This window comes from Bacteroides cutis (assembly GCF_900241005.1).
In the GTDB taxonomy this organism is placed as follows: Bacteria; Bacteroidota; Bacteroidia; order Bacteroidales; family Bacteroidaceae; genus Bacteroides; species Bacteroides cutis.
Window position 1 is genome coordinate 77,501 of record NZ_OEST01000002.1, and the last position, 20,161, is coordinate 97,661.

Below are 20,161 nucleotides of genomic sequence, written 5' to 3' on the forward strand. Positions count from 1 at the left end.
GATGATAAAATGATAAAAGTATTAGAGTAATCTATCACTTTATTACCCTATTTTCTCCCTCTTTTCCTCTTTGTGTTCGTTAACGAAAGGAATTACGGAAAATTCTCCGTAATTCCTTTCTTTTTTACTATTTAATCACATTCTTTTTTGCTACTTTTGCGGGCAAATTAATGAAACCATTATTTTATATAAACGCATGGCAAATGTAATTAAGTTACGCAAAGGCCTTGACATTAACCTGAAAGGTAAAGCTGCGGAAGAGTTTTTTTCCGTGAAAGAGCCGGGATTTTATGCACTTGTTCCCGACGATTTTACGGGTATCACTCCGAAAGTGGTGGTCAAAGAGCAGGAATATGTGATGGCTGGAGGACCCTTGTTTATCGACAAGAATCATCCTGAATTGAAATTTGTTTCGCCCGTTAGCGGCGTAGTGACAAGCGTGGAACGTGGTGCACGCCGTAAGGTGCTGAACATCGTTGTAGAAGCTGCCGCTGAGCAAGACTACGAAGAGTTCGGTAAAATGGATCCGTCCAAGATGAGTGCCCAGGAAGTGAAAGATGTACTTCTGCAGGCTGGTATGTTCGCTTTCATCCGTCAGCGTCCGTACGATGTAATCGCTGATCCCACGGTCGCTCCGAAAGCAATTTTTATTTCCGCCTTCGACAGTAATCCGTTGGCACCCGATTTCGAATTTACCTTGAAAGGAGAGGAGGTAAACTTCCAGACAGGACTTGACGCGTTGGCCAAGATGGCAAAAACGTATCTGACTATTAGTGTAAAACAAGAATCTGCTGCTTTGACGCAAGCTAAAAACGTTACTGTTACGGTATTCGACGGACCAAATCCGGCTGGTAATGTGGGGGTACAAATCAATCACATCTCTCCGGTTGTAAAAGGCGAAACTGTATGGACTATCAGTGCGGAAGCTGTAATTTTCATAGGACGTTTGATGAATACCGGTCGTGTGGACATGACTCGTACAGTGGCTATAACAGGTTCCGAGGTGTTGAAACCTGCCTATTGTAGATTGAAAGTCGGTGCTTTGCTGACAAATGTGTTCAAAGATAATGTGACGACGGATAAAGACCTTCGCTATATCAGTGGTAATGTGTTGACAGGGAAGAAGGTTTCTCAGAATGGCTTTCTTGGAGCTTTCGACAATCAGTTGACAGTTATTCCCGAAGGAGATGAAATACATGAAATGCTAGGTTGGATTATGCCACGATTCAATCAGTTCAGTGCCAACCGTTCTTATTTCAGCTGGTTGATGGGAAATAAGGAATATGTGATTGATGCTCGTATCAAGGGTGGAGAACGTCACATGATTATGTCCAATGAATACGACCGGGTATTCCCAATGGACATCTATCCTGAATATTTATTGAAAGCAATCATTGCCGGTGATATCGATCGTATGGAAGCTTTGGGAATTTACGAAGTTGCTCCTGAAGACTTTGCTCTTTGTGAATTCGTATGCTCTTCTAAGTTGGAAATTCAACGTATTGTACGTGCTGGGCTTGATATGCTTCGTGCTGAAATGGCATAATTCAATTTAAAATTAAGAATTAAAAATTAAAAAAATGATGGATGAAATTCTGTGATATAAATTGCCTTATGAACGATGTAGCGCAGCTTATTTCTCAATTTTCAATTCTCAATTATCAATTTAATAAATGAAAGCGTTAAGAAATTATCTCGATAAGATAAAGCCGAACTTTGAAGAAGGCGGCAAACTCCACGCATTTCGTTCGGTGTTCGATGGCTTTGAAACATTTTTGTTCGTGCCTAATGCCACTTCGAAATCGGGAACGCATATCCATGACTCTATCGACAGTAAACGTATCATGTCGATGGTTGTTATTGCGTTGATACCGGCGCTGTTGTTCGGTATGTATAACGTAGGTTACCAGCATTTCCATGCAACCGGTGTTACCGGTAGTTTCATCGAAATGTTTGCCTACGGTTTTTTGGCTGTATTGCCTAAAATTATTGTATCATATGTCGTAGGTCTTGGTATTGAGTTCGTAGTGGCTCAGTGGAAGAACGAAGAAATTCAGGAAGGTTTCCTTGTTTCCGGTATCTTGATCCCGATGATAGTTCCGGTTGACTGTCCATTATGGATTTTGGCAGTTGCTACAGCATTTTCTGTAATTTTTGCGAAAGAAGTGTTTGGCGGTACAGGTATGAATGTATTCAACGTTGCTTTGATTACCCGTGCATTCTTGTTTTTTGCTTACCCTACAAAGATGTCAGGTGATGCGGTTTGGATTCCCGGAGATACGATTTTCGGTTTAGGTGGTGAGACTTTTGTTGATGGCTTCTCCGGAGCTACTGCATTGGGAGTAGCATCTACGGCTACCGATCCTAACGGTTATCTGCCTTTCTCTTGGGACATGGTGACGGGGCTAATTCCGGGTTCTATTGGTGAAACTAGTGTTATTGCTATCGCTTTGGGGGCTATCCTCTTGTTGTGGACCGGTATAGCAAGTTGGAAGACTATGTTCTCCGTATTTGTAGGTGGTGCATTCATGGGATGGATTTTCAATACGATCGGTCCTGACACAGCTATGGCTAATATGCCTTGGTATGAACATCTTGTGTTAGGTGGTTTCTGTTTTGGTGCCGTATTTATGGCTACCGATCCTGTTACTTCCGCCCGTACTGAAACAGGTAAATACATTTTTGGATTTCTAATTGGTGCTATGGCTATCATTATCCGTGTACTGAATCCTGGTTATCCAGAAGGTATGATGCTTGCTATTCTGCTGATGAATATCTTTGCTCCGCTGATTGACTATTGTGTGGTACAAAGTAACATTAGTCGCCGCGAAAAACGTGCAACTGTTAAGTCTAACAATTAAAAATACCGGAAAAGAAATGAATACCAATAGTAATAGTTATACTATCATTTATGCTTCGGTAATGGTTGTTATCGTTGCATTCCTGCTGGCATTCGTAAGCTCTTCACTGCGTACTATTCAAAACAAGAACGTAGAGCTTGATACGAAGAAGCAGATTCTTGCTGCATTGAATATTAAAGATGTGAAGGATGCAGATGCAGAATATAATAAATATGTGAAAGGTGATATGTTGATGAATGTAGACGGTACTTTGACTAAAAATACCGGTGCATTTGTTACTGCTTACGAGAAAGAAGCCAAAGAACAACAGCGTTTACATGTTTTTGTTGCCGAAGTGAACGGAGAGACTAAATATGTATTTCCAGTTTACGGTGCTGGTCTTTGGGGAGCTATTTGGGGGTATGTGGCTTTGAATGCTGATAAGGATACCGTTTATGGTGTATATTTCTCTCATGCTAGTGAAACTCCGGGTTTGGGTGCCGAAATTGCGGGTGCTCAGTTCCAAGGAGAATTTCCTGGTAAGAAGACTTTGGAAAATGGGGAGGTTGCACTTAGCGTTGTAAAAAACGGAAAAGTTGATAAACCTGCTTATCAGGTAGACGGTATATCCGGTGGTACTATCACTTCTGTAGGTGTAGATGCGATGTTGAAGACTTGCCTGAATAACTATAAGAACTTTTTAACTAATAATAATGAGGAGGAATAAGAATATGGGTGCATTATTTTCAAAGAAGAATAAAGAAGTATTCTCAACTCCGCTTGGATTGAACAACCCTGTTACCGTACAGGTATTGGGTATCTGTTCCGCTTTGGCTGTTACAGCAAAATTGGAGCCTGCTATAGTGATGGGACTTTCCGTTACTGTGATTACGGCATTTTCTAATGTAGTGATTTCATTGTTGCGTAAAACTATTCCCAACCGTATCCGTATCATTGTTCAGTTAGTGGTGGTTGCTGCGTTGGTAACCATTGTAAGTGAGATATTGAAAGCCTTTGCTTATGATGTAAGTGTACAACTTTCTGTATACGTAGGTTTGATTATCACGAACTGTATCCTGATGGGACGTTTGGAAGCATTTGCCATGCAGAATGGTCCTTGGGAGTCTTTCCTTGACGGTGTGGGTAATGGTTTGGGATATGCCAAAATTTTGGTTATCGTAGCATTCTTTCGTGAACTTTTAGGATCTGGTACCTTGCTGGGTTTCAATATCTTAAACTACGAACCTTTGCAAAAGATCGGATATGTAAATAATGGTTTGATGTTAATGCCGCCTATGGCATTGATTATCTGTGCTTGCATTATTTGGTATCAACGTGCTCGTCACAAAGAGTTGCAAGAAAAGTAAATTCAATTATGAATTATAAATGGTGAATTATATATCGTAAAAGTGTATGTCATTCTCCTAATTTATAATTAGTAATTCATAATTAAAATTAGATAACATGGAACATTTATTAAGTTTATTCGTCCGCTCAATCTTTGTGGACAACATGATATTCGCGTTCTTTCTTGGTATGTGCTCATATTTGGCCGTATCGAAGAATGTGAAGACTGCCGTGGGACTGGGTATAGCTGTAACTTTCGTGTTGGTTGTTACACTTCCGGTCAACTATTTGTTGCAAACCAAGGTACTTGGTCCTAATGCGATTATTGAAGGCGTTGACCTCAGTTTTCTTAGTTTTATTCTTTTTATTGCCGTAATTGCTGCTATCGTACAGTTAGTGGAAATGGTTGTGGAACGTTTTAGTCCTTCGCTTTACGCTTCACTAGGTATCTTTTTGCCGTTGATTGCTGTTAACTGTGCTATCATGGGAGCCTCACTGTTTATGCAACAACGTATCACGTTGGGTGAGAGTGATCCGAAATATATCGGTGATGTATGGGATTCTATCTCTTATGCATTCGGCTCAGGTATTGGCTGGTTGTTGGCTATCGTAGGTTTGGCTGCTATTCGTGAGAAGATGGCTTATTCTGACGTACCTGCTCCGTTGAAAGGTTTAGGGATTACGTTTATTACAGTAGGTCTGATGGCAATGGCATTCATGTGTTTCTCTGGTTTGAAAATCTAAAAGAAAGGAATAAAACAATGGATATGAATATGATATTAGCAAGCATTGGCGTATTCCTGGTGGTTGTCATCCTGCTTGTTGTTATCCTGTTGGTTGCCAAAAATTTCTTGGTACCGTCAGGTAATGTGAAATTGACTATCAATAATGATAAAACTTTGGAGGTAGAGTCCGGTTCAACGTTGTTGAATACATTGTCAGTAAACGGCATTTTCCTTTCCTCCGCATGTGGTGGTAAGGGTTCTTGCGGACAGTGTAAATGCCAGGTAATGGAGGGAGGGGGTGAAATCCTACCTTCTGAGATACCCCATTTTAGCCGTAAACAGATACAAGACCATTGGCGCTTGGGTTGTCAGGTGAAAGTGAAAGGTGATATGGGTATTAAGATTGATGAGTCTGTACTTGGTGTGAAAGAATGGGAGTGTGAGGTTATCTCTAATAAGAATGTAGCTACATTCATCAAAGAGTTTATTGTTGCATTGCCAAAAGGTGAACACATGGATTTCATTCCGGGATCATACGCTCAAATTAAGATACCTAAATTCTCAATGGATTATAATAAGGATATAGATAAGAGTTTGATTGGTGAGGAATATCTTCCTGCATGGGAGAAATTTGGACTGTTTGGTTTGAAGTGTACGAATGAAGAAGAGACTATTCGTGCTTATTCTATGGCTAACTATCCTGCTGAGGGTGACCGTATCATGTTGACAGTACGTATCGCTACTCCTCCGTTCAAACCGAAAGATCAAGGTCCTGGCTTTATGGATGTGATGCCGGGTATCGCTTCTTCTTATATCTTTACCTTGAAACCGGGTGATAAGGTAACTATGAGTGGACCTTACGGCGACTTCCATCCTATTTTCGATTCTACAAAAGAAATGATGTGGATTGGTGGTGGTGCCGGTATGGCTCCATTACGTGCGCAAATTATGCATTTGACGAAGACGTTGCATACAACCGATCGTAAGATGTCATACTTCTACGGTGCACGTGCTTTGAACGAGGTATTCTATCTGGAGGATTTCTTGCAAATAGAAAAAGATTTTCCGAACTTCTCATTCCATCTTGCACTGGACCGTCCCGATCCGGCAGCTGATGCGGCAGGCGTGAAGTATACTCCGGGCTTTGTTCACAATGTAATTTACGAAACTTATTTAAAGGATCACGAAGCTCCAGAAGATATTGAATACTACATGTGTGGTCCCGGTCCTATGTCTAAAGCTGTTGAAAAAATGCTTGATGATCTTGGTGTTCCGGCTCAGAACCTGATGTTTGATAACTTCGGCGGATAAAAGATGTATTATACGTTTTTTATTCATATATAATTGAAAGTGGCAGATGATATTGCATTATCTGCCACTTTTGTTTCCCTGTATCTCCCATTCTTTTATTACCTTTGTTCTCAAATTGAAGAACTATATGGAATATTCGGAAATAATGCATAATTTGCAGATAGAACAACTTACTCCGATGCAGGAGGCTGCATTGGATGCCTATCAATCAGACAATGATCTTGTTTTGTTATCACCTACAGGATCCGGTAAAACTTTGGCTTTCTTGCTACCTTTGGTTAATTCTTTGAATCTTTCTGAACGGAGAGTACAGGCTGTTGTTTTAGTTCCCTCACGGGAGTTGGCGTTGCAGATAGAAACCGTATTTAAATCCATGAATACTCCTTTTAAAGCTATGAGTTGCTATGGGGGACGTCCTGCAATGGAAGAACACCGGACTATGAAAGGTATCAATCCTTCTGTAATTATAGGTACACCGGGGCGAATGAATGACCATTTGAGGAAACAGAATTTCGATGCCGGTACGGTAAATACCCTTATCATAGACGAATTTGATAAATGCCTTGAATTTGGCTTTCAAGATGAAATGTCGGAAGTGATCGGACAGTTGCCCTCATTGAAGAAACGCATTTTGCTGTCTGCTACCGATGCAGAAGAAATACCTCAATTTACGGGATTAAATCGTACCATAAAACTCAACTATTTGACGTCTGAAGTGTTATCCGAACGCTTGAATATTCAAAAGGTATTATCCCCTGATAAAGATAAACTGGAGACGCTTTATAGATTGCTTTGTACGCTGGGTGACAGTTCCACTATAGTATTCGTCAATTATCGTGAAAGTGTGGAAAGGGTAACCGGTTATTTGAAATCGAAAAAATTTCCTTGTGATTCTTTCCATGGTGGCATGGAGCAGGCCGACCGCGAACGTGCACTCTATAAATTCCGTAACGGCAGTTGTCCTGTCCTTGTTTCTACCGACTTGGCAGCTCGGGGACTTGATATTCCCGGTATTGACAATGTGGTTCATTATCATCTTCCCGTCAACGAAGAAGCCTTTACCCACCGCAATGGCCGTACGGCGCGTTGGGAAGCAAAAGGTTCATCTTATCTTCTTTTACATTCAGAAGAACGTTGGCCAGATTATATTCCGGAAGATATTCCTATTTTTGAAATACCGGATCAAACTCCCAAACCTATCAAATCTCGCTGGATTACCATATATATCGGTAAAGGAAAGAAAGATAAACTAAATAAGGTTGATATTGTTGGCTTTTTATATAAAAAAGGTGGATTGGCTCGAGAAGATGTAGGACAGGTTGATGTAAAAGACCACTATGCTTTTGTTGCCATTCGCCGAGGTAAAGTAAAGCAGCTCCTCACGTTGATACGAGATGAAAAGATTAAAGGGATGAAAACATTGATCGAAGAAGCAAAGTAACGTTTTTCTTAATCTTTTTCTATCGAATAAGAAGTTAATATCGGGTCTATCTTTCAATTTACTATTTTATACTATTCTTGGCAAGTATACATAACAAAATGGTGCATATATCTTGTATAAACCAATAAAAAGAAAGGTAAATGCGGATAAAAAAAGGATTTTCATAAGGAAAGATTGGTAATACAGAAATAATTCCTTAATTTCGCCATGTCGAAAGACACAAATCAACGAAATTGTATAACCAAAACAAACTTCAAATGAAAAAGCATAATTTCAATGCAGGACCTTCCATTCTTCCGCGTGAGGTGATTGAGGATACAGCGAAGGCTATTTTAGATTTCAATGGATCCGGTCTCTCCCTGATGGAGATTAGCCATCGTGCTAAAGACTTCCAACCCGTAGTGGACGAAGCCGTGGCATTATTCAAAGAATTACTCAATATCCCCGAAGGTTATTCGGTACTGTTCTTGGGTGGTGGTGCCAGTCTGGAATTCTGCATGGTTCCTTTCAACTTCCTTGAAAAGAAAGCTGCTTATCTGAATACAGGTGTGTGGGCAAAAAAGGCAATGAAAGAAGCTAAAGGTTTCGGTGAAGTTGTAGAAGTTGCCTCTTCTGCTGAAGCCACTTATACATATATTCCGAAAGATTACACTGTACCGGCTGATGTGGATTATTTCCATATTACTACTAATAACACGATTTATGGTACGGAACTGAAAAAAGATCTGGATGTAAATGTTCCGATGGTTGCCGATATGTCTTCCGATATTTTCTCTCGTCCAATCGATGTATCTAAGTATATTTGTATTTATGGTGGTGCACAGAAGAATTTGGCTCCGGCAGGTGTGACATTCGTCATAGTAAAGAACGATGCGTTGGGTAAAGTGTCACGTTATATTCCGACTATGTTGAACTATCAGACTCACGTGGATGGTGGTTCTATGTTTAATACTCCTCCTGTTGTTCCTATTTATGCAGCATTGCAAACTTTGCGTTGGATTAAGGCACAAGGTGGTGTGAAAGAAATGGAACGTCGTGCTATTGAGAAAGCAGATATGTTGTATGCTGAAATCGACCGTAACAAAATGTTTGTGGGTACTGCTGCTAAAGAAGACCGTTCACGTATGAACATTTGCTTCGTAATGGCTCCCGAATATAAAGAATTTGAAGCAGACTTCTTGAAGTTTGCTACAGAAAAGGGTATGGTAGGTATCAAGGGACACCGTTCTGTAGGTGGTTTCCGTGCATCTTGCTATAATGCTATGCCGAAAGAGAGTGTTCAGGCTTTGATCGACTGCATGCAGGAATTTGAGAAACTTCATTAATAACATAATTTTCACCACAGAGGGCACAGAGTCCCACAGAGATTAAACTAAAAGAGAAAACTCTGTGAAACTCCGTGTGACTCTGTGGTGAATTCTTTTAATACTATAAGAATTATGAAAGTATTAGTTGCAACAGACAAGCCGTTTGCAAAGGTTGCGGTGGACGGTATTCGCAAAGAGATTGAAGCAGCAGGTTATGAACTTGTATTGCTGGAGAAATATGGAGAAAAAGCAAAATTGCTGGAAGCAGTGAAAGACGCTAATGCCATTATTATCCGTAGCGACATCATTGATGCTGAAGTGTTGGATGCAGCCAAGGAGCTGAAAATCGTAGTTCGTGCCGGTGCCGGTTATGACAATGTAGATTTGGAAACTGCTACCGCTCATAATGTGTGTGTAATGAATACCCCGGGACAGAACTCCAATGCTGTTGCTGAACTGGCTTTTGGCCTGATGGTGATGGCTGTTCGTAATATGTATAACGGTACTTCCGGTACGGAACTGATGGGTAAGAAGTTGGGTATCCATGCATACGGTAATGTAGGTCGTAATGTGGCCCGTATTGCCAAAGGTTTTGGTATGGATATTTATGCTTTTGATGCATTCTGTCCAAAAGAAGTAATCGAGAAAGACGGAGTGAAGGCTGTTGCTTCTGCTGAAGAACTTTACTCTACTTGTAATGTCGTTTCTTTGCATATCCCTGCAACTACCGAAACGAAGAATTCCATTAACTACGCTTTGGTAAACAAAATGCCGAAAGGAGGTCTGTTGGTGAATACTGCTCGTAAGGAAGTTATCAACGAGGCCGAACTTATCCAATTGATGGAAGAGCGTGCTGATTTGAAGTATATGACAGACATTATGCCCGCTGCTCATGAAACGTTTATTGCCAAGTTTGCCGGACGTTATTTTTCTACACCTAAAAAGATGGGTGCCCAGACTGCTGAAGCCAATATCAATGCAGGTATTGCAGCAGCCAAGCAGATTGTAGGATTCCTGAAAGACGGTTGCGAAAAGTTCCGCGTAAATAAGTAATATTTCTTAGGCGTGGATTATGTGGATTATACGGAATTGTTGTTTCGTGAAATCCGTGTAATCTGCGCCTGAATATTTCATTTAATAATCTAATTACCATGGCAATCATTAAACCTTTTAAGGGCGTTCGCCCTCCCCAAGATTTGGTAGAGGAAGTTGCATCGCGTCCGTACGATGTATTGAATTCTGAGGAAGCACGCGAAGAAGCAAGAGGAAACGAAAAATCTCTGTATCATATCATTAAGCCGGAAATAGATTTTCCGGTTGGCACGGATGAGCATGATGAACGTGTCTATCAGAAAGCTGCCGATAACTTCCGTATGTTTCAGGATAGAGGATGGCTGGTCCAAGACGAGAAAGAGAACTACTATGTGTATGCCCAAACTATGAATGGTAAAACACAATACGGTTTGGTAGTAGGTGCATACGTTCCCGATTATATGAACGGTATCATCAAGAAACATGAATTGACCCGCCGTGATAAAGAAGAGGACCGGATGAAGCATGTCCGCGTGAATAATGCCAATATCGAACCGGTATTCTTTGCTTATCCTGATAATACTACACTGGATACTATTATTTCCCGTTATACAGCTGGGAAGCCGGTATATGATTTTATTGCTCCGGGCGATGGTTTCGGTCACACTTTCTGGATTATAGATAAGCAAGAGGATATTGACGCGATTACCAAAGAATTTGCCAAGATGCCTGCCCTTTATATAGCCGATGGACATCATCGTAGTGCAGCTGCTGCTTTGGTAGGTGCAGAAAAAGCAAAGCAAAATCTCCATCATCGTGGAGATGAAGAATATAACTATTTTATGGCTGTTTGTTTCCCTGCCAATCAGTTGACAATTATAGATTACAACCGTGTTGTGAAGGATTTAAATGGTCTGACTCCTGAACAATTCCTTGTTGCCGTTAGTAAGAATTTCAAGGTAGAAGAGAAAGGGGCTGATATTTATAAACCTGAAAGTTTACATAATTTCTCTCTTTATCTGGATGGTAAATGGTACAGTCTTACCGCCAATCCCGGTACTTATAATGATAACGATCCTATCGGCGTGTTGGATGTAACCATTTCTTCCAATTTGATTTTGGATGAAATTCTCGGTATTAAAGACCTTCGTTCAGATAAGCGAATAGACTTTGTAGGAGGTATCCGTGGGTTGGGTGAATTGAAGAAACGTGTCGATAGTGGGGAAATGAAACTTGCATTGGCGTTATATCCTGTCAGCATGAAACAATTGATGGACATTGCAGATACCGGTAATATTATGCCTCCTAAGACAACTTGGTTTGAACCCAAATTGCGTTCAGGACTGGTAATTCATAAGCTAGACTAAATATAGTGAGTTTTATTTGAACGGGGATGTTTTAAGAAGTTACGAATCATCCCCGTTTTTATGGTTTATGGATGATGTTTGTAGTATTGTTTTCTCATCCATCGATCAAATAGTAGACAAAGAAGAACAGCTATTATGAGTAGGAAGTAGAAAGAGGGTATTTGAATTTCTTCGCTTTTTGTTATCGAAGATATAGTGAATGCTTCTCGAATACTGTTTCCAAAAAAGATAATCAGGCTGGCTATACAAACTCCAATTAAAAATATAGTAGCGATAATAGTTGCTAATAATGTTCGATATTCTGTCTTCTTTTCGCGAAGACGCATGTTTTCTTCTACCTTTTGCATAGTACAATAGGTAAAGTTAGAAGGTAACTGAAACGAATATTGTTCTTGTAATGTCTTCTTCAGACCTTTATCTTTTTGTTCTTCGCTCATAATTTATCCTCCTGTTTCATTAGTACATATATTTTTTTGCGGATGCGATGCAACTTTACTTTAATGTTGTTTGCTGTCAATCCTGAGATAAGAGTGATTTCACTAATAGTTTTTTCTTCCAGATAAAACAGAGTGATTAAAGCCTTTTCATCAGAATTAAGTAATTGGATCGCTTTGTTTAGCTTGATAATCTGTTCTTCTCTGTCGTTATTCAAGGCTTCGTCCACCTGTTGATCCGATATATTGGCAAGTGGTCCATCATCCATAACAAAAGTATCAAGATTCTTTTTACGTGCATTGGATATAGCCGTGTTATATGCGATGGCATATATCCATGTTGAAAAAGAACAGTTTCCTTTGAAAGACGAGAGATGTTGAAAAGCTTTTAAGAAAGTATCTTGTGTCAATTCTTCAGCATCTTCTTGATTGGAGACAATGCGGATAATCAAAGTAAAGACTTGTTGGCTATACTTATTCAAAAAGTATTCATAAAGAGCAGTCTCTCCATTCAAGATACGTTGTATAATATATTTTTCGTCGTCTTTCATTTTGTCTATTAGACGCAACTATTAATATAAGGTTACATATTTCCCCCCAAAATATTTTTTTTATCATAAACTGTAACCTAATCAAGATTATAGCGTCTAAAGAGTACAAAGAAACAAAATTACTAATTTAAAAGATAACGAATATGATGGATTTTATTATGGTACCTGCTGTAATGGCAATCATTACTTTAGGAATTTACAAACTGTTTGAACTGTTTGTTTGCAAAAAAGAGAGACTGCTTTTACTGGAAAAAATGGCTGATCAACAAATGTATCCTAAGAGGCCCGACTTTAAACCTTACGATATTCTGTCCTTTTCTGCTTTAAAAATAGGTAGCCTTTTGACGGGAATGGGATTAGGCCTATTGGTTGGCTATCTGCTTTGTGTAACTACACTTCCCGGATATTTAAGTAAAGATCAATGGGACTATAGACAAACCGTTTCTTTGATTTATGGTGCATGTGTGTTGTTATTTGGTGGAATTGGGCTGATAATTGCTTTTATTACCGAATTGAAACTGAATAAGAAAAAAGAGTAATCTTTATTTTCCTACCTTTGTCGGAAAGTTTCTTTATTTATGAAGATATTGATAATAAATAGTAGCCCTCGTCGACAGGGAAACATTTCAAAGATGTTGGACTTGATGAAACAAGAAGCAGAAAGTTTGGAGGTCGAAACAAATTATATACGGGCTTCGGAGTTGAAAGTACATCCTTGTATCGGTTGTATGAAATGCCGTGAAACTTTGAAATGCTGTTTACCAGAAGATGATGCACAGCAAGTTCTACATTTTATTGAGGAAGCGGATGCGTTGATTATCGGTGCTCCATGTTATTGGGGAAATATGCCCGGTACGTTGAAAGTTCTTTTTGACCGGATGGTTTATGGTATGATGGGAGAAAACTCCATGGGAATTCCTCTTCCTCTTCATAAAGGCAAAAAAGCAATTATAGTAAGTACATCTACCACGCCTTATCCTTTTAATATACTCTATAATCAGACACGGGGAGTAGTGAAAGCTTTGAAAGAAATCTTGAAGTGGAGTGGCTTTAAGGTAGTAAAGGCTATAGAGAGAGGAGGAACCAGAAAACATCCGGGTTTATCGGAAAAAGAAATGATACGATGTAAAAAGATTGTCCATAAATTATTGTAATCAAAGAAGTAGGAAATTTGAAGATAAGATGGGTAAGAAAGAAGAATATAAGTTCAAGAACGAACAATATCTGGAAAGTCTACGTACCGAAGAGGAAGTGAAAGAACTGGCTGCAGGAGTACTTTATCGGACATTGGAAACGGGACAGGGGAGTACAAGCCCTCGTCTTAATAGTGTGGTTTCAGTACATTACAAAGGAACGCTTATCAATGGTCGTGAATTTGATAACTCATGGAAACGGAACTGTCCGGAGGCTTTTCGCTTGAATGAAGTGATTGAGGGCTGGCAGATAGCGTTACAACAAATGCATGTAGGAGATCATTGGATCGTTTATATTTCTTATAAAGTAGGTTATGGTACACGGGCAAGCGGTCCTATTCCAGCCTTTTCAACATTAATCTTTGAAATACGGTTATTGGGTATTGCCTGAACGTGAACAATCTTTCATATTCTTTTGTTAAGATACCTGTTACTAAAACTTAGTAGGTATGAATACAAAGAAGAGCGAAGTGAATGATACTCTAGGAGTATCTTCCCGGTCAGAAGAGACATTGATCAATGAAAAAGGAACAGTACCCGGACAGCAGATCGGTCTGTACAGTAAAGTGAACAATAAAGAAGTTCGTCAGGTCGTTAAGATATTGAATCCTGACAAAAATAGTTTAGAGAGCAGAGGATAATCCTCTGCTTTTTTGTATTCCACATTTCTTATTGAAGATTATAACATATTATTGAGGGGTTTTGTATCTTTGCCGAAAAGAATTGAAAAACTTCAAAATAAGCAGCATTGAAACTTCGGCAAGGCGACCTTACGCAAGGAGGTATAACAAGCACATTATTACGTTTTACTCTGCCCATGATGGTAGGGGCCTTTTTACAACAATGTTATAACATTGCAGATACTTTGATTGTAGGGCAATGCATTGGTGCCGATGCTCTGGCTGCTGTTGGTTCGGCCTATACCCTGATGATCTTTTTGATTTCTGTATTGCTGGGTTTGTCAATGGGAAGCGGCACGGTTTTCTCTTTGCAATATGGTGCCGGCGATCAATCGGCTTTACGCCGTAGTATCTTTGTCTCGTTTGTGTTGATTGGAACGGTAACTCTTGTACTGAACGTCGCTGTATTTTTCTGGCTCGATCCTATTCTCCGGCTTTTGCAAGTACCGCAAGATATTTATGGAATGATGCGCAGTTATCTCTGGATTATCTTCTGGGGAATTGCGTTTACTTTTATCTATAATTTTTATGCAGCGTTGCTACGTGCTGTAGGAGACTCTGTGACCCCCCTTTGGTTTCTGTCCATATCGGTCGTCTTGAATATCGTGCTTGATTTATTTTTTATACTACAGTTGGATTGGGGTATAGAAGGTGCGGCCATTGCTACAATCATTGCGCAAGGCATATCAGCTTTAGGAATTGCGGCATATACTTATATGCAACGTCCGGAATTGCGGCTGCATTCTGCCGATATACACTTTGATCGTACCTGCCTGAAAGAAATAACTTCCTTTTCACTACTTACATGCGTTCAGCAATCGGTGATGAATTTTGGTATTCTGATGATACAAGGGCTTGTCAATAGTTTTGGTACGGCAGTGATGGCAGCCTTTGCCGCAGCTGTAAAAATAGACTCTTTCGCCTATATGCCTGTCCAGGAATTCGGTAATGCTTTTTCCACTTTTATAGCCCAGAATTTCGGAGCGAAGCGTTATGATCGTATCCGTAGGGGAGTTTATAGCGCATTTATTACGGCAGTTGTATTTTCACTGGTCGTTTCTGTTCTTGTATTTGTTTTTGCAGAACCACTTATGTTGATATTTGTCCGTTCCAATGAGACGGAGATACTTTCTGTCGGTGTAGATTATCTTCGCATCGAAGGTGCCTTCTATTGCGGCATAGGCATTTTATTTCTGTTATATGGCTATTATCGTGCCATTCGTAAACCGGGAATGTCTGTGATACTTACAGTCTTATCTTTAGGTACACGTGTAGTACTCTCGTATATTTTGGCCTCTATACCCTCTATCGGAGTAATTGGTATTTGGTGGTCAATTCCTATAGGATGGCTTCTTGCGGATTTGATAGGTATTATTTACTACAAATTGCGTCGTTAATTGCCAGGATACGGCAAATCTGTTCTACAGTCCTTTTTATATTCATTCGTGCAAATGAAGGTTCCATGGCCTGTTCTAAAGACAAGGGAGAGGGGGTAATAGAGAATATTCCCTGAAATCCTGCATGGCTCAATAATCCACAGTCTTCCACACTTCCGGCCAATAAAATAACTGGAATATGTTGTTTTTGAGCTTCCCGAAGTATTCCGAAGGGTACTTTTCCCATGAGGGTTTGCCGGTCTGATTTTCCTTCTCCGGTGATGATAAGGTTCGCCCCTTTTATCTGCTCTTTAAAATTGAGAACGTTCAGCAACAACTCTATACCGGGTTTCAGTTCGGCACGGAGAAACGCAAGCATGCCGCCACCCATACCACCGGCTGCACCTGCACCGGGATAAACAGAGATATCTCTCCCTGTTTCTTTACGTATGATGTTGGCAATATGTTCCAATCCTTTATCCAATTCTTGCACCATTTTCTCATCAGCCCCTTTTTGTGGAGCGAAAATGTAAGCGGCACCATTGAGACCGTAGAAAGGATTTTTGACATCACATGCTGCCGTGAAATGACTTTCCTTGAGAGCCGGGTGGATAGATGAAAAATCGATAGATACCACTTCTGATATTAACTGTCCGCACATCCCATTTATCACTTTTCCTGTTGGATGTGTTGGATTATCTTTGGTGATATTTCCTAATTCGTTTCCCTCTTTATTCAGAAACCGGAAGCCCAATGCTTGCAGCATACCTGAACCGGCATCATTGGTGGCACTCCCTCCAAGACCGATAATAAAATTCCGGCATCCTCTTTCCAGTGCGTCAAAAATCAGTTCTCCTGTTCCGTAACTTGTTGTCAGCATCGGATTTCGTTGTTCTACGGCTACCAATGGCAAGCCGCTGATATTTGCCATTTCAATGAAAGCCGTTTGTCCATCGCCGGAAATACCATACCGGGTTTCCCGTCGTTCCATTAACGGATCGTGAGCATAGGCGGTTATACTCTTTCCTTGAGTAGCGGCAATCAGCACATCCAGCATTCCCTCTCCGCCATCAGCTACAGGCAGACTGATAATGTCACATTCGGGAAATACAGAAAGAATACCCTCGGTAGCCGCTTTTTCTGCTTCTATCGAGGATAAACATCCTTTGAAGGTATCAATGGCAATGACAACCTTATGCATTCTTTTTCAATCTTTAGTTTATTCTTGGAGATCAGTTCCTTCTATGTCTATTAGTTTTTCTTCCTGTTTTACTTCTTTTTTGGTATTGTCGGCAATTTTCTTGGTATTGTTGGCAATGGCCGCCAAGGCTCTGTACAGTTCGGCAAGCAAACGGGCAAATACTACAATGAGGAAGCCGTATATAGGCAGCAGGAAGAAGATAGTACCGGACATAGGAAGGATATACCGGATTTCATTGGCTGCGAAAACCGTGATGACCAATGAGCACAGTGTACCTATGACCCCTATGTACAGACCCAACCATTCGCCCAGTGTCTGTGTGAGATGTGAAACTACGGGAATAGCTATAAATTCGTTATCCTTCTTGATGATCTCTTTCAACCGTTCCTTACGGTTCATCCAAAGCAGAAAACTACCCCATGCACCTGCACAAATAATGATGAAAATCAATAGAAAAGCAACGATGGATTTCCCGTCGATATACTTGAACAACCCCATGTCAATAACCTTGATAAGCAGGGCTATGGGAAACAGTATATTCAATACGGCAAAGATGACGTAAAGCCAACGGAAGGGTTCGCGGAAGAAACGTCCATTGTCAATGTAACCTAAAAAAGGATCGAGAAAGGTAAAGAGTTTGTTGTTCATAGTACTAAATATTAGTAGAAAGGACTTTATGGTTAAAGTTGTAAATAAGAAGTCCTGATACCTGCTTACAACCTGATAGTTCGTTTACTCTTTTCTTCTTACAAATATACGCAAATGAAAGCAAATCACAACAATCATGTGTTTCATACGTTTTGAATGTTAGTTGTTTTCAATGCTTCAAATATACATAAATTAATTATGGAAAAAATCATCGTGTCCATTTTTATGAGGAGAAATTAAATAATCTGTATCTTTGCAGCATGAGTGAAGATACGTATAAAACCATTATCGCCCCTTCTGAAGGGATTTATACAGAGAAGCGTAGCAAATTTATCGCTATCGCCCTACCTGTGTGTACAGTAGAGGAAGTGAAGGCGCATCTGGAAACTTATCAGAAGAAATACTACGATGCCCGCCATGTCTGTTATGCCTATATGCTGGGACATGAGCGGAAAGATTTCCGGGCAAATGACAACGGGGAGCCATCGGGTACGGCGGGGAAACCTATTTTGGGACAAATCAACTCCAACGAACTGACGGATATACTGATTATTGTTGTACGCTATTTCGGTGGAATAAAGTTGGGTACAAGTGGTCTGATTGTTGCTTATAAAGCTGCTGCTGCGGAAGCTATTGCCGCTGCCGCTATCGTTGAGAAAACAGTAGACGAAACTGTAACAGTTCTTTTCGAGTATCCTTTTATGAACGATGTAATGCGTATCGTTAAAGAGGAAGAACCGGAAATACTTGAACAAACTTACGATATGGATTGCCGTATGACACTCCGTATACGCCAGTCTATGATGCCGAAATTACAGGCACGACTGGAGAAAGTCGAGACATTGCACTTTGATAGGTGAAATACCAACGCTTGATATGAACAGTGAATAATAGCGTCGAGAAGAATTGAAACTAAATAAAGGAAATATATGGCATTTAGTGCAACTAAAAGAGAGTTGGGCGAACTCTACACCTTCTTTCGCCTTCTTGCCGACGGGGCGGTATCGCTCGGTATGCCGCAAGCTGTGAAAAACGATACAAAGCGCTGGCCTGTCGCGATGATACAGCGTGAAGAACATGACGGTACGCGCCGTTATTATATCAAACAGGATGAAGTACGTATAGTTACCGGTACGCTCGACAAGAATAAAACATTTATCGCCAATGCCGAAGGGGGAAGAAACTTTCCTCGTGAAGATTTTGGTGATGCGGCGGCATTGATTTTACATACGTTGAAAACTGTTTCCGGTGAAGAAATAGAAATCTCCGAAGGTCTGGAAGCTTTTCTTGATGCTGTCAATATCTACGATTTGGAGGCAAATACAGACGACCGTACGGATCTTTCCGTGGCCTTCTGGCATCCCGAAGCTCCATTAACCGGTTTCAGCGTTCGTTGCCGTCTGGCTCCTATGAACCCTTTGCTGGATGGGGGGCGTACTGCCAACCTGAAATTGGAACAAAGTGGCATCAAGTTCGCTGTACCTACAGTCAATAAAGTGAATGCTCTGCCGGAATCTCCTACGGAAGTTGCCGAACGCATGCTGATGATTGAACGTCTGGGTGGTGTGTTGAAATATTCTGATGTAGCCGACCGTGTATTCCGTTGCAATTTGTTGATGATTGACCTTCATTTCCCTCGGATGTTGGCCGAAATGGTACGTATTATGCATTTAGATGGTATCACCCGCGTTAGTGAACTGACCGAGCGTATCAAAGAAATGAACGTCCTGAAGATAAAAGACGAATTGATAAACAAACATGGTTTTTACGAGTTCAAGATGAAGCAGTTCCTGCTTGCCCTTGCTTTGGGTATGCGCCCTGCCAAGATCTACAACGGTACGGATTCGGCAGTTGGGGGTATGTTTCTGACAGACGGCAATGGCGAAGTTCTTTGTTACCATAAATCGGAGAGACAGACTTTCGCTGATTTTCTCTATCAGAATTCCCGTTTTGAGAAAAGTTCGGTGGATAAGGACAAATATGGTTTCTTGGAGCGTGAGAACGGAGTCTATTATTTCAAACTGAATGTAAAGATTGGATTGATAAAAAGATAGTAGTTATGAATGAAGTATTGGAAAACATCAGGTCACGCCGTAGTGTGCGTGTCTATACAGAACAACAAGTTTCTGCAGAAGATTTGAACCTGATTCTTGAAGCGGCTGCATATGCACCCAACGGAATGCATCTTGAAACCTGGCACTTCACCGCTATACAGAATGAGGAAGTGTTGGTAAAGCTGAACGAGAAAATAAAAGGTGCTTTTGCCAAAAGTAATGAACCTCGTTTACAAGAACGTGGTCATAGCCGGACGTATTGTTGCTATTACCATGCGCCTACGCTTGTCATTGTTTCCAATGAACCTACACAGTGGTGGGCGTCTATGGATTGTGCCTGTGCTTTAGAGAATATCTTTCTTGCTGCCAAATCTTTAGGTATCGGTTCTTGCTGGATAAATCAGTTGGGACAGACATGTGATGATCCTGATGTGCGGGCTTACCTGACCGAGCTCGGAGTTCCCGAAAACCATCGTGTTTATGGCTGTGCGGCATTGGGTTATGCGCCTGTCGATGCCCTTGTGAAGGAAAAGAAACTGGCGGAGGGGACAATAACATATATCAAATAACTAAAGGTATTTGATATATGTGAGATGTTCCTTTTAAAAAGCCCGCAGGGAAGATGGCAGATAGGTAATTAATGAATTATACATG

The 20,161-nt window shown here is 40.6% G+C and carries 22 protein-coding genes; 18 read left to right on the top strand and 4 right to left on the bottom strand.

Annotated features, from left to right (window positions below):
* The first annotated feature begins 196 nt into the window (after nucleotides 1-196).
* The 10 genes from C1A09_RS04235 to C1A09_RS04280 all read left to right on the top strand — a co-directional run bounded on the left by C1A09_RS04235 (nucleotide 197) and on the right by C1A09_RS04280 (nucleotide 11,370).
* Nucleotides 197-1,546 carry a Na(+)-translocating NADH-quinone reductase subunit A gene (locus C1A09_RS04235; RefSeq protein ID WP_101542508.1) on the top strand — a complete coding sequence of 450 codons (1,350 nt, stop codon included), beginning with the start codon at nucleotides 197-199 and terminating at the stop codon, nucleotides 1,544-1,546.
* A 127-nt stretch (nucleotides 1,547-1,673) separates the two neighbouring features.
* The gene (locus C1A09_RS04240) at nucleotides 1,674-2,861 is read left to right on the top strand and encodes an NADH:ubiquinone reductase (Na(+)-transporting) subunit B (RefSeq protein ID WP_101542509.1); all 1,188 of its coding nucleotides are present in this window, start codon (nucleotides 1,674-1,676) and stop codon (nucleotides 2,859-2,861) included.
* Nucleotides 2,862-2,877: 16 nt separating this feature from the next.
* Entirely contained in the window at nucleotides 2,878-3,567 is a 690-nt protein-coding gene (locus tag C1A09_RS04245; protein ID WP_101542963.1) for a Na(+)-translocating NADH-quinone reductase subunit C, read from the top strand.
* Between the two features lie 4 nt (nucleotides 3,568-3,571).
* On the top strand, nucleotides 3,572-4,207 hold the full coding sequence (locus tag C1A09_RS04250; RefSeq protein ID WP_101542510.1) for an NADH:ubiquinone reductase (Na(+)-transporting) subunit D: 636 nt from the start codon (nucleotides 3,572-3,574) through the stop codon (nucleotides 4,205-4,207).
* Nucleotides 4,208-4,304: 97 nt separating this feature from the next.
* On the top strand, nucleotides 4,305-4,931 hold the full coding sequence (nqrE, locus tag C1A09_RS04255; protein ID WP_101542511.1) for an NADH:ubiquinone reductase (Na(+)-transporting) subunit E: 627 nt from the start codon (nucleotides 4,305-4,307) through the stop codon (nucleotides 4,929-4,931).
* A 17-nt stretch (nucleotides 4,932-4,948) separates the two neighbouring features.
* Nucleotides 4,949-6,223 carry an NADH:ubiquinone reductase (Na(+)-transporting) subunit F gene (gene nqrF, locus C1A09_RS04260; protein ID WP_101542512.1) on the top strand — a complete coding sequence of 425 codons (1,275 nt, stop codon included), beginning with the start codon at nucleotides 4,949-4,951 and terminating at the stop codon, nucleotides 6,221-6,223.
* Nucleotides 6,224-6,350: 127 nt separating this feature from the next.
* Nucleotides 6,351-7,664, top strand: coding sequence for a DEAD/DEAH box helicase (locus C1A09_RS04265; protein WP_101542964.1), 1,314 nt, complete (start codon nucleotides 6,351-6,353; stop codon nucleotides 7,662-7,664).
* A 257-nt stretch (nucleotides 7,665-7,921) separates the two neighbouring features.
* Nucleotides 7,922-8,989 (top strand): 3-phosphoserine/phosphohydroxythreonine transaminase, encoded by a 1,068-nt coding sequence (gene serC / locus C1A09_RS04270; RefSeq protein WP_101542513.1) that lies wholly within the window; start codon nucleotides 7,922-7,924, stop codon nucleotides 8,987-8,989.
* Nucleotides 8,990-9,103: 114 nt separating this feature from the next.
* Nucleotides 9,104-10,024: an NAD(P)-dependent oxidoreductase gene (locus tag C1A09_RS04275; RefSeq protein WP_101542514.1), complete on the top strand. Its 921-nt coding sequence runs from the start codon at nucleotides 9,104-9,106 to the stop codon at nucleotides 10,022-10,024.
* Between the two features lie 98 nt (nucleotides 10,025-10,122).
* Nucleotides 10,123-11,370: a DUF1015 domain-containing protein gene (locus tag C1A09_RS04280; RefSeq protein WP_101542515.1), complete on the top strand. Its 1,248-nt coding sequence runs from the start codon at nucleotides 10,123-10,125 to the stop codon at nucleotides 11,368-11,370.
* Between the two features lie 65 nt (nucleotides 11,371-11,435).
* Here C1A09_RS04280 and C1A09_RS04285 read toward each other — a convergent pair whose 3' ends face one another.
* Together C1A09_RS04285 and C1A09_RS04290 are read right to left on the bottom strand one after the other, a co-directional pair.
* Nucleotides 11,436-11,807 (bottom strand): hypothetical protein, encoded by a 372-nt coding sequence (locus C1A09_RS04285; protein ID WP_101542516.1) that lies wholly within the window; start codon nucleotides 11,805-11,807, stop codon nucleotides 11,436-11,438.
* Nucleotides 11,804-12,355, bottom strand: a complete 552-nt coding sequence (locus tag C1A09_RS04290) for an RNA polymerase sigma factor (RefSeq protein WP_101542517.1) — start codon at nucleotides 12,353-12,355, stop codon at nucleotides 11,804-11,806. Before C1A09_RS04290 ends, C1A09_RS04285 begins: the two co-directional genes overlap by 4 nt.
* A gap of 143 nt (nucleotides 12,356-12,498) precedes the next feature.
* On the opposite strand from C1A09_RS04290, the gene C1A09_RS04295 reads away from it, so the two are divergent.
* The 5 genes from C1A09_RS04295 (at nucleotide 12,499) to C1A09_RS04315 (ending at nucleotide 15,625) form a co-directional block, all read left to right on the top strand.
* Entirely contained in the window at nucleotides 12,499-12,894 is a 396-nt protein-coding gene (locus tag C1A09_RS04295; protein WP_101542518.1) for a DUF6249 domain-containing protein, read from the top strand.
* A gap of 39 nt (nucleotides 12,895-12,933) precedes the next feature.
* Nucleotides 12,934-13,509, top strand: a complete 576-nt coding sequence (locus C1A09_RS04300; protein WP_101542519.1) for a flavodoxin family protein — start codon at nucleotides 12,934-12,936, stop codon at nucleotides 13,507-13,509.
* 28 nt (nucleotides 13,510-13,537) lie between these two features.
* Complete coding sequence (gene bamJ / locus C1A09_RS04305; protein WP_101542520.1) at nucleotides 13,538-13,939, top strand: BamJ family beta-barrel-assembly machinery protein; 402 nt, start codon at nucleotides 13,538-13,540, stop codon at nucleotides 13,937-13,939.
* A 58-nt stretch (nucleotides 13,940-13,997) separates the two neighbouring features.
* Entirely contained in the window at nucleotides 13,998-14,189 is a 192-nt protein-coding gene (locus C1A09_RS04310; protein WP_101542521.1) for a hypothetical protein, read from the top strand.
* 107 nt (nucleotides 14,190-14,296) lie between these two features.
* On the top strand, nucleotides 14,297-15,625 hold the full coding sequence (locus tag C1A09_RS04315; RefSeq protein WP_101542522.1) for an MATE family efflux transporter: 1,329 nt from the start codon (nucleotides 14,297-14,299) through the stop codon (nucleotides 15,623-15,625).
* Here C1A09_RS04315 and C1A09_RS04320 read toward each other — a convergent pair.
* A complete protein-coding gene (locus C1A09_RS04320) occupies nucleotides 15,600-16,805 on the bottom strand; it encodes a glycerate kinase family protein (RefSeq protein ID WP_101542523.1) in 1,206 nt (401 codons plus the stop codon). The two genes, C1A09_RS04315 and C1A09_RS04320, sit on opposite strands and share 26 nt — an antisense overlap.
* Before the next feature lie 18 nt (nucleotides 16,806-16,823).
* Nucleotides 16,824-17,453: a hypothetical protein gene (locus C1A09_RS04325; protein ID WP_101542524.1), complete on the bottom strand. Its 630-nt coding sequence runs from the start codon at nucleotides 17,451-17,453 to the stop codon at nucleotides 16,824-16,826.
* 260 nt (nucleotides 17,454-17,713) lie between these two features.
* Between C1A09_RS04325 and C1A09_RS04330 the strand changes: the two genes are divergently transcribed.
* From C1A09_RS04330 to C1A09_RS04340, 3 genes are all read left to right on the top strand, one after another.
* Nucleotides 17,714-18,313 carry an IMPACT family protein gene (locus C1A09_RS04330; RefSeq protein ID WP_101542525.1) on the top strand — a complete coding sequence of 200 codons (600 nt, stop codon included), beginning with the start codon at nucleotides 17,714-17,716 and terminating at the stop codon, nucleotides 18,311-18,313.
* A 69-nt stretch (nucleotides 18,314-18,382) separates the two neighbouring features.
* The gene (locus C1A09_RS04335; protein WP_101542526.1) at nucleotides 18,383-19,507 is read left to right on the top strand and encodes an HpaII family restriction endonuclease; all 1,125 of its coding nucleotides are present in this window, start codon (nucleotides 18,383-18,385) and stop codon (nucleotides 19,505-19,507) included.
* Between the two features lie 5 nt (nucleotides 19,508-19,512).
* Nucleotides 19,513-20,076, top strand: coding sequence for a nitroreductase family protein (locus C1A09_RS04340; protein WP_101542527.1), 564 nt, complete (start codon nucleotides 19,513-19,515; stop codon nucleotides 20,074-20,076).
* Nucleotides 20,077-20,161 lie beyond the last annotated feature (85 nt).

What these genes read in the sequence shown, in the direction of transcription:
- bamJ (WP_101542520.1), top strand. Translation starts at nt 13,538, where the DNA reads ATGGGTAAGAAAGAAGAATATAAGTTCAAGAACGAACAATATCTGGAA.
- C1A09_RS04295 (WP_101542518.1), top strand. Translation starts at nt 12,499, where the DNA reads ATGATGGATTTTATTATGGTACCTGCTGTAATGGCAATCATTACTTTA.
- C1A09_RS04330 (WP_101542525.1), top strand. Translation starts at nt 17,714, where the DNA reads ATGAGTGAAGATACGTATAAAACCATTATCGCCCCTTCTGAAGGGATT.
- C1A09_RS04340 (WP_101542527.1), top strand. Translation starts at nt 19,513, where the DNA reads ATGAATGAAGTATTGGAAAACATCAGGTCACGCCGTAGTGTGCGTGTC.
- C1A09_RS04265 (WP_101542964.1), top strand. Translation starts at nt 6,351, where the DNA reads ATGGAATATTCGGAAATAATGCATAATTTGCAGATAGAACAACTTACT.
- C1A09_RS04300 (WP_101542519.1), top strand. Translation starts at nt 12,934, where the DNA reads ATGAAGATATTGATAATAAATAGTAGCCCTCGTCGACAGGGAAACATT.
- C1A09_RS04325 (WP_101542524.1), bottom strand. Translation starts at nt 17,453, where the DNA reads ATGAACAACAAACTCTTTACCTTTCTCGATCCTTTTTTAGGTTACATT.
- C1A09_RS04320 (WP_101542523.1), bottom strand. Translation starts at nt 16,805, where the DNA reads ATGCATAAGGTTGTCATTGCCATTGATACCTTCAAAGGATGTTTATCC.
- C1A09_RS04250 (WP_101542510.1), top strand. Translation starts at nt 3,572, where the DNA reads ATGGGTGCATTATTTTCAAAGAAGAATAAAGAAGTATTCTCAACTCCG.
- C1A09_RS04280 (WP_101542515.1), top strand. Translation starts at nt 10,123, where the DNA reads ATGGCAATCATTAAACCTTTTAAGGGCGTTCGCCCTCCCCAAGATTTG.
- C1A09_RS04335 (WP_101542526.1), top strand. Translation starts at nt 18,383, where the DNA reads ATGGCATTTAGTGCAACTAAAAGAGAGTTGGGCGAACTCTACACCTTC.
- nqrE (WP_101542511.1), top strand. Translation starts at nt 4,305, where the DNA reads ATGGAACATTTATTAAGTTTATTCGTCCGCTCAATCTTTGTGGACAAC.
- C1A09_RS04290 (WP_101542517.1), bottom strand. Translation starts at nt 12,355, where the DNA reads ATGAAAGACGACGAAAAATATATTATACAACGTATCTTGAATGGAGAG.
- C1A09_RS04310 (WP_101542521.1), top strand. Translation starts at nt 13,998, where the DNA reads ATGAATACAAAGAAGAGCGAAGTGAATGATACTCTAGGAGTATCTTCC.
- C1A09_RS04235 (WP_101542508.1), top strand. Translation starts at nt 197, where the DNA reads ATGGCAAATGTAATTAAGTTACGCAAAGGCCTTGACATTAACCTGAAA.
- serC (WP_101542513.1), top strand. Translation starts at nt 7,922, where the DNA reads ATGAAAAAGCATAATTTCAATGCAGGACCTTCCATTCTTCCGCGTGAG.
- C1A09_RS04240 (WP_101542509.1), top strand. Translation starts at nt 1,674, where the DNA reads ATGAAAGCGTTAAGAAATTATCTCGATAAGATAAAGCCGAACTTTGAA.
- C1A09_RS04275 (WP_101542514.1), top strand. Translation starts at nt 9,104, where the DNA reads ATGAAAGTATTAGTTGCAACAGACAAGCCGTTTGCAAAGGTTGCGGTG.
- C1A09_RS04285 (WP_101542516.1), bottom strand. Translation starts at nt 11,807, where the DNA reads ATGAGCGAAGAACAAAAAGATAAAGGTCTGAAGAAGACATTACAAGAA.
- C1A09_RS04245 (WP_101542963.1), top strand. Translation starts at nt 2,878, where the DNA reads ATGAATACCAATAGTAATAGTTATACTATCATTTATGCTTCGGTAATG.
- nqrF (WP_101542512.1), top strand. Translation starts at nt 4,949, where the DNA reads ATGGATATGAATATGATATTAGCAAGCATTGGCGTATTCCTGGTGGTT.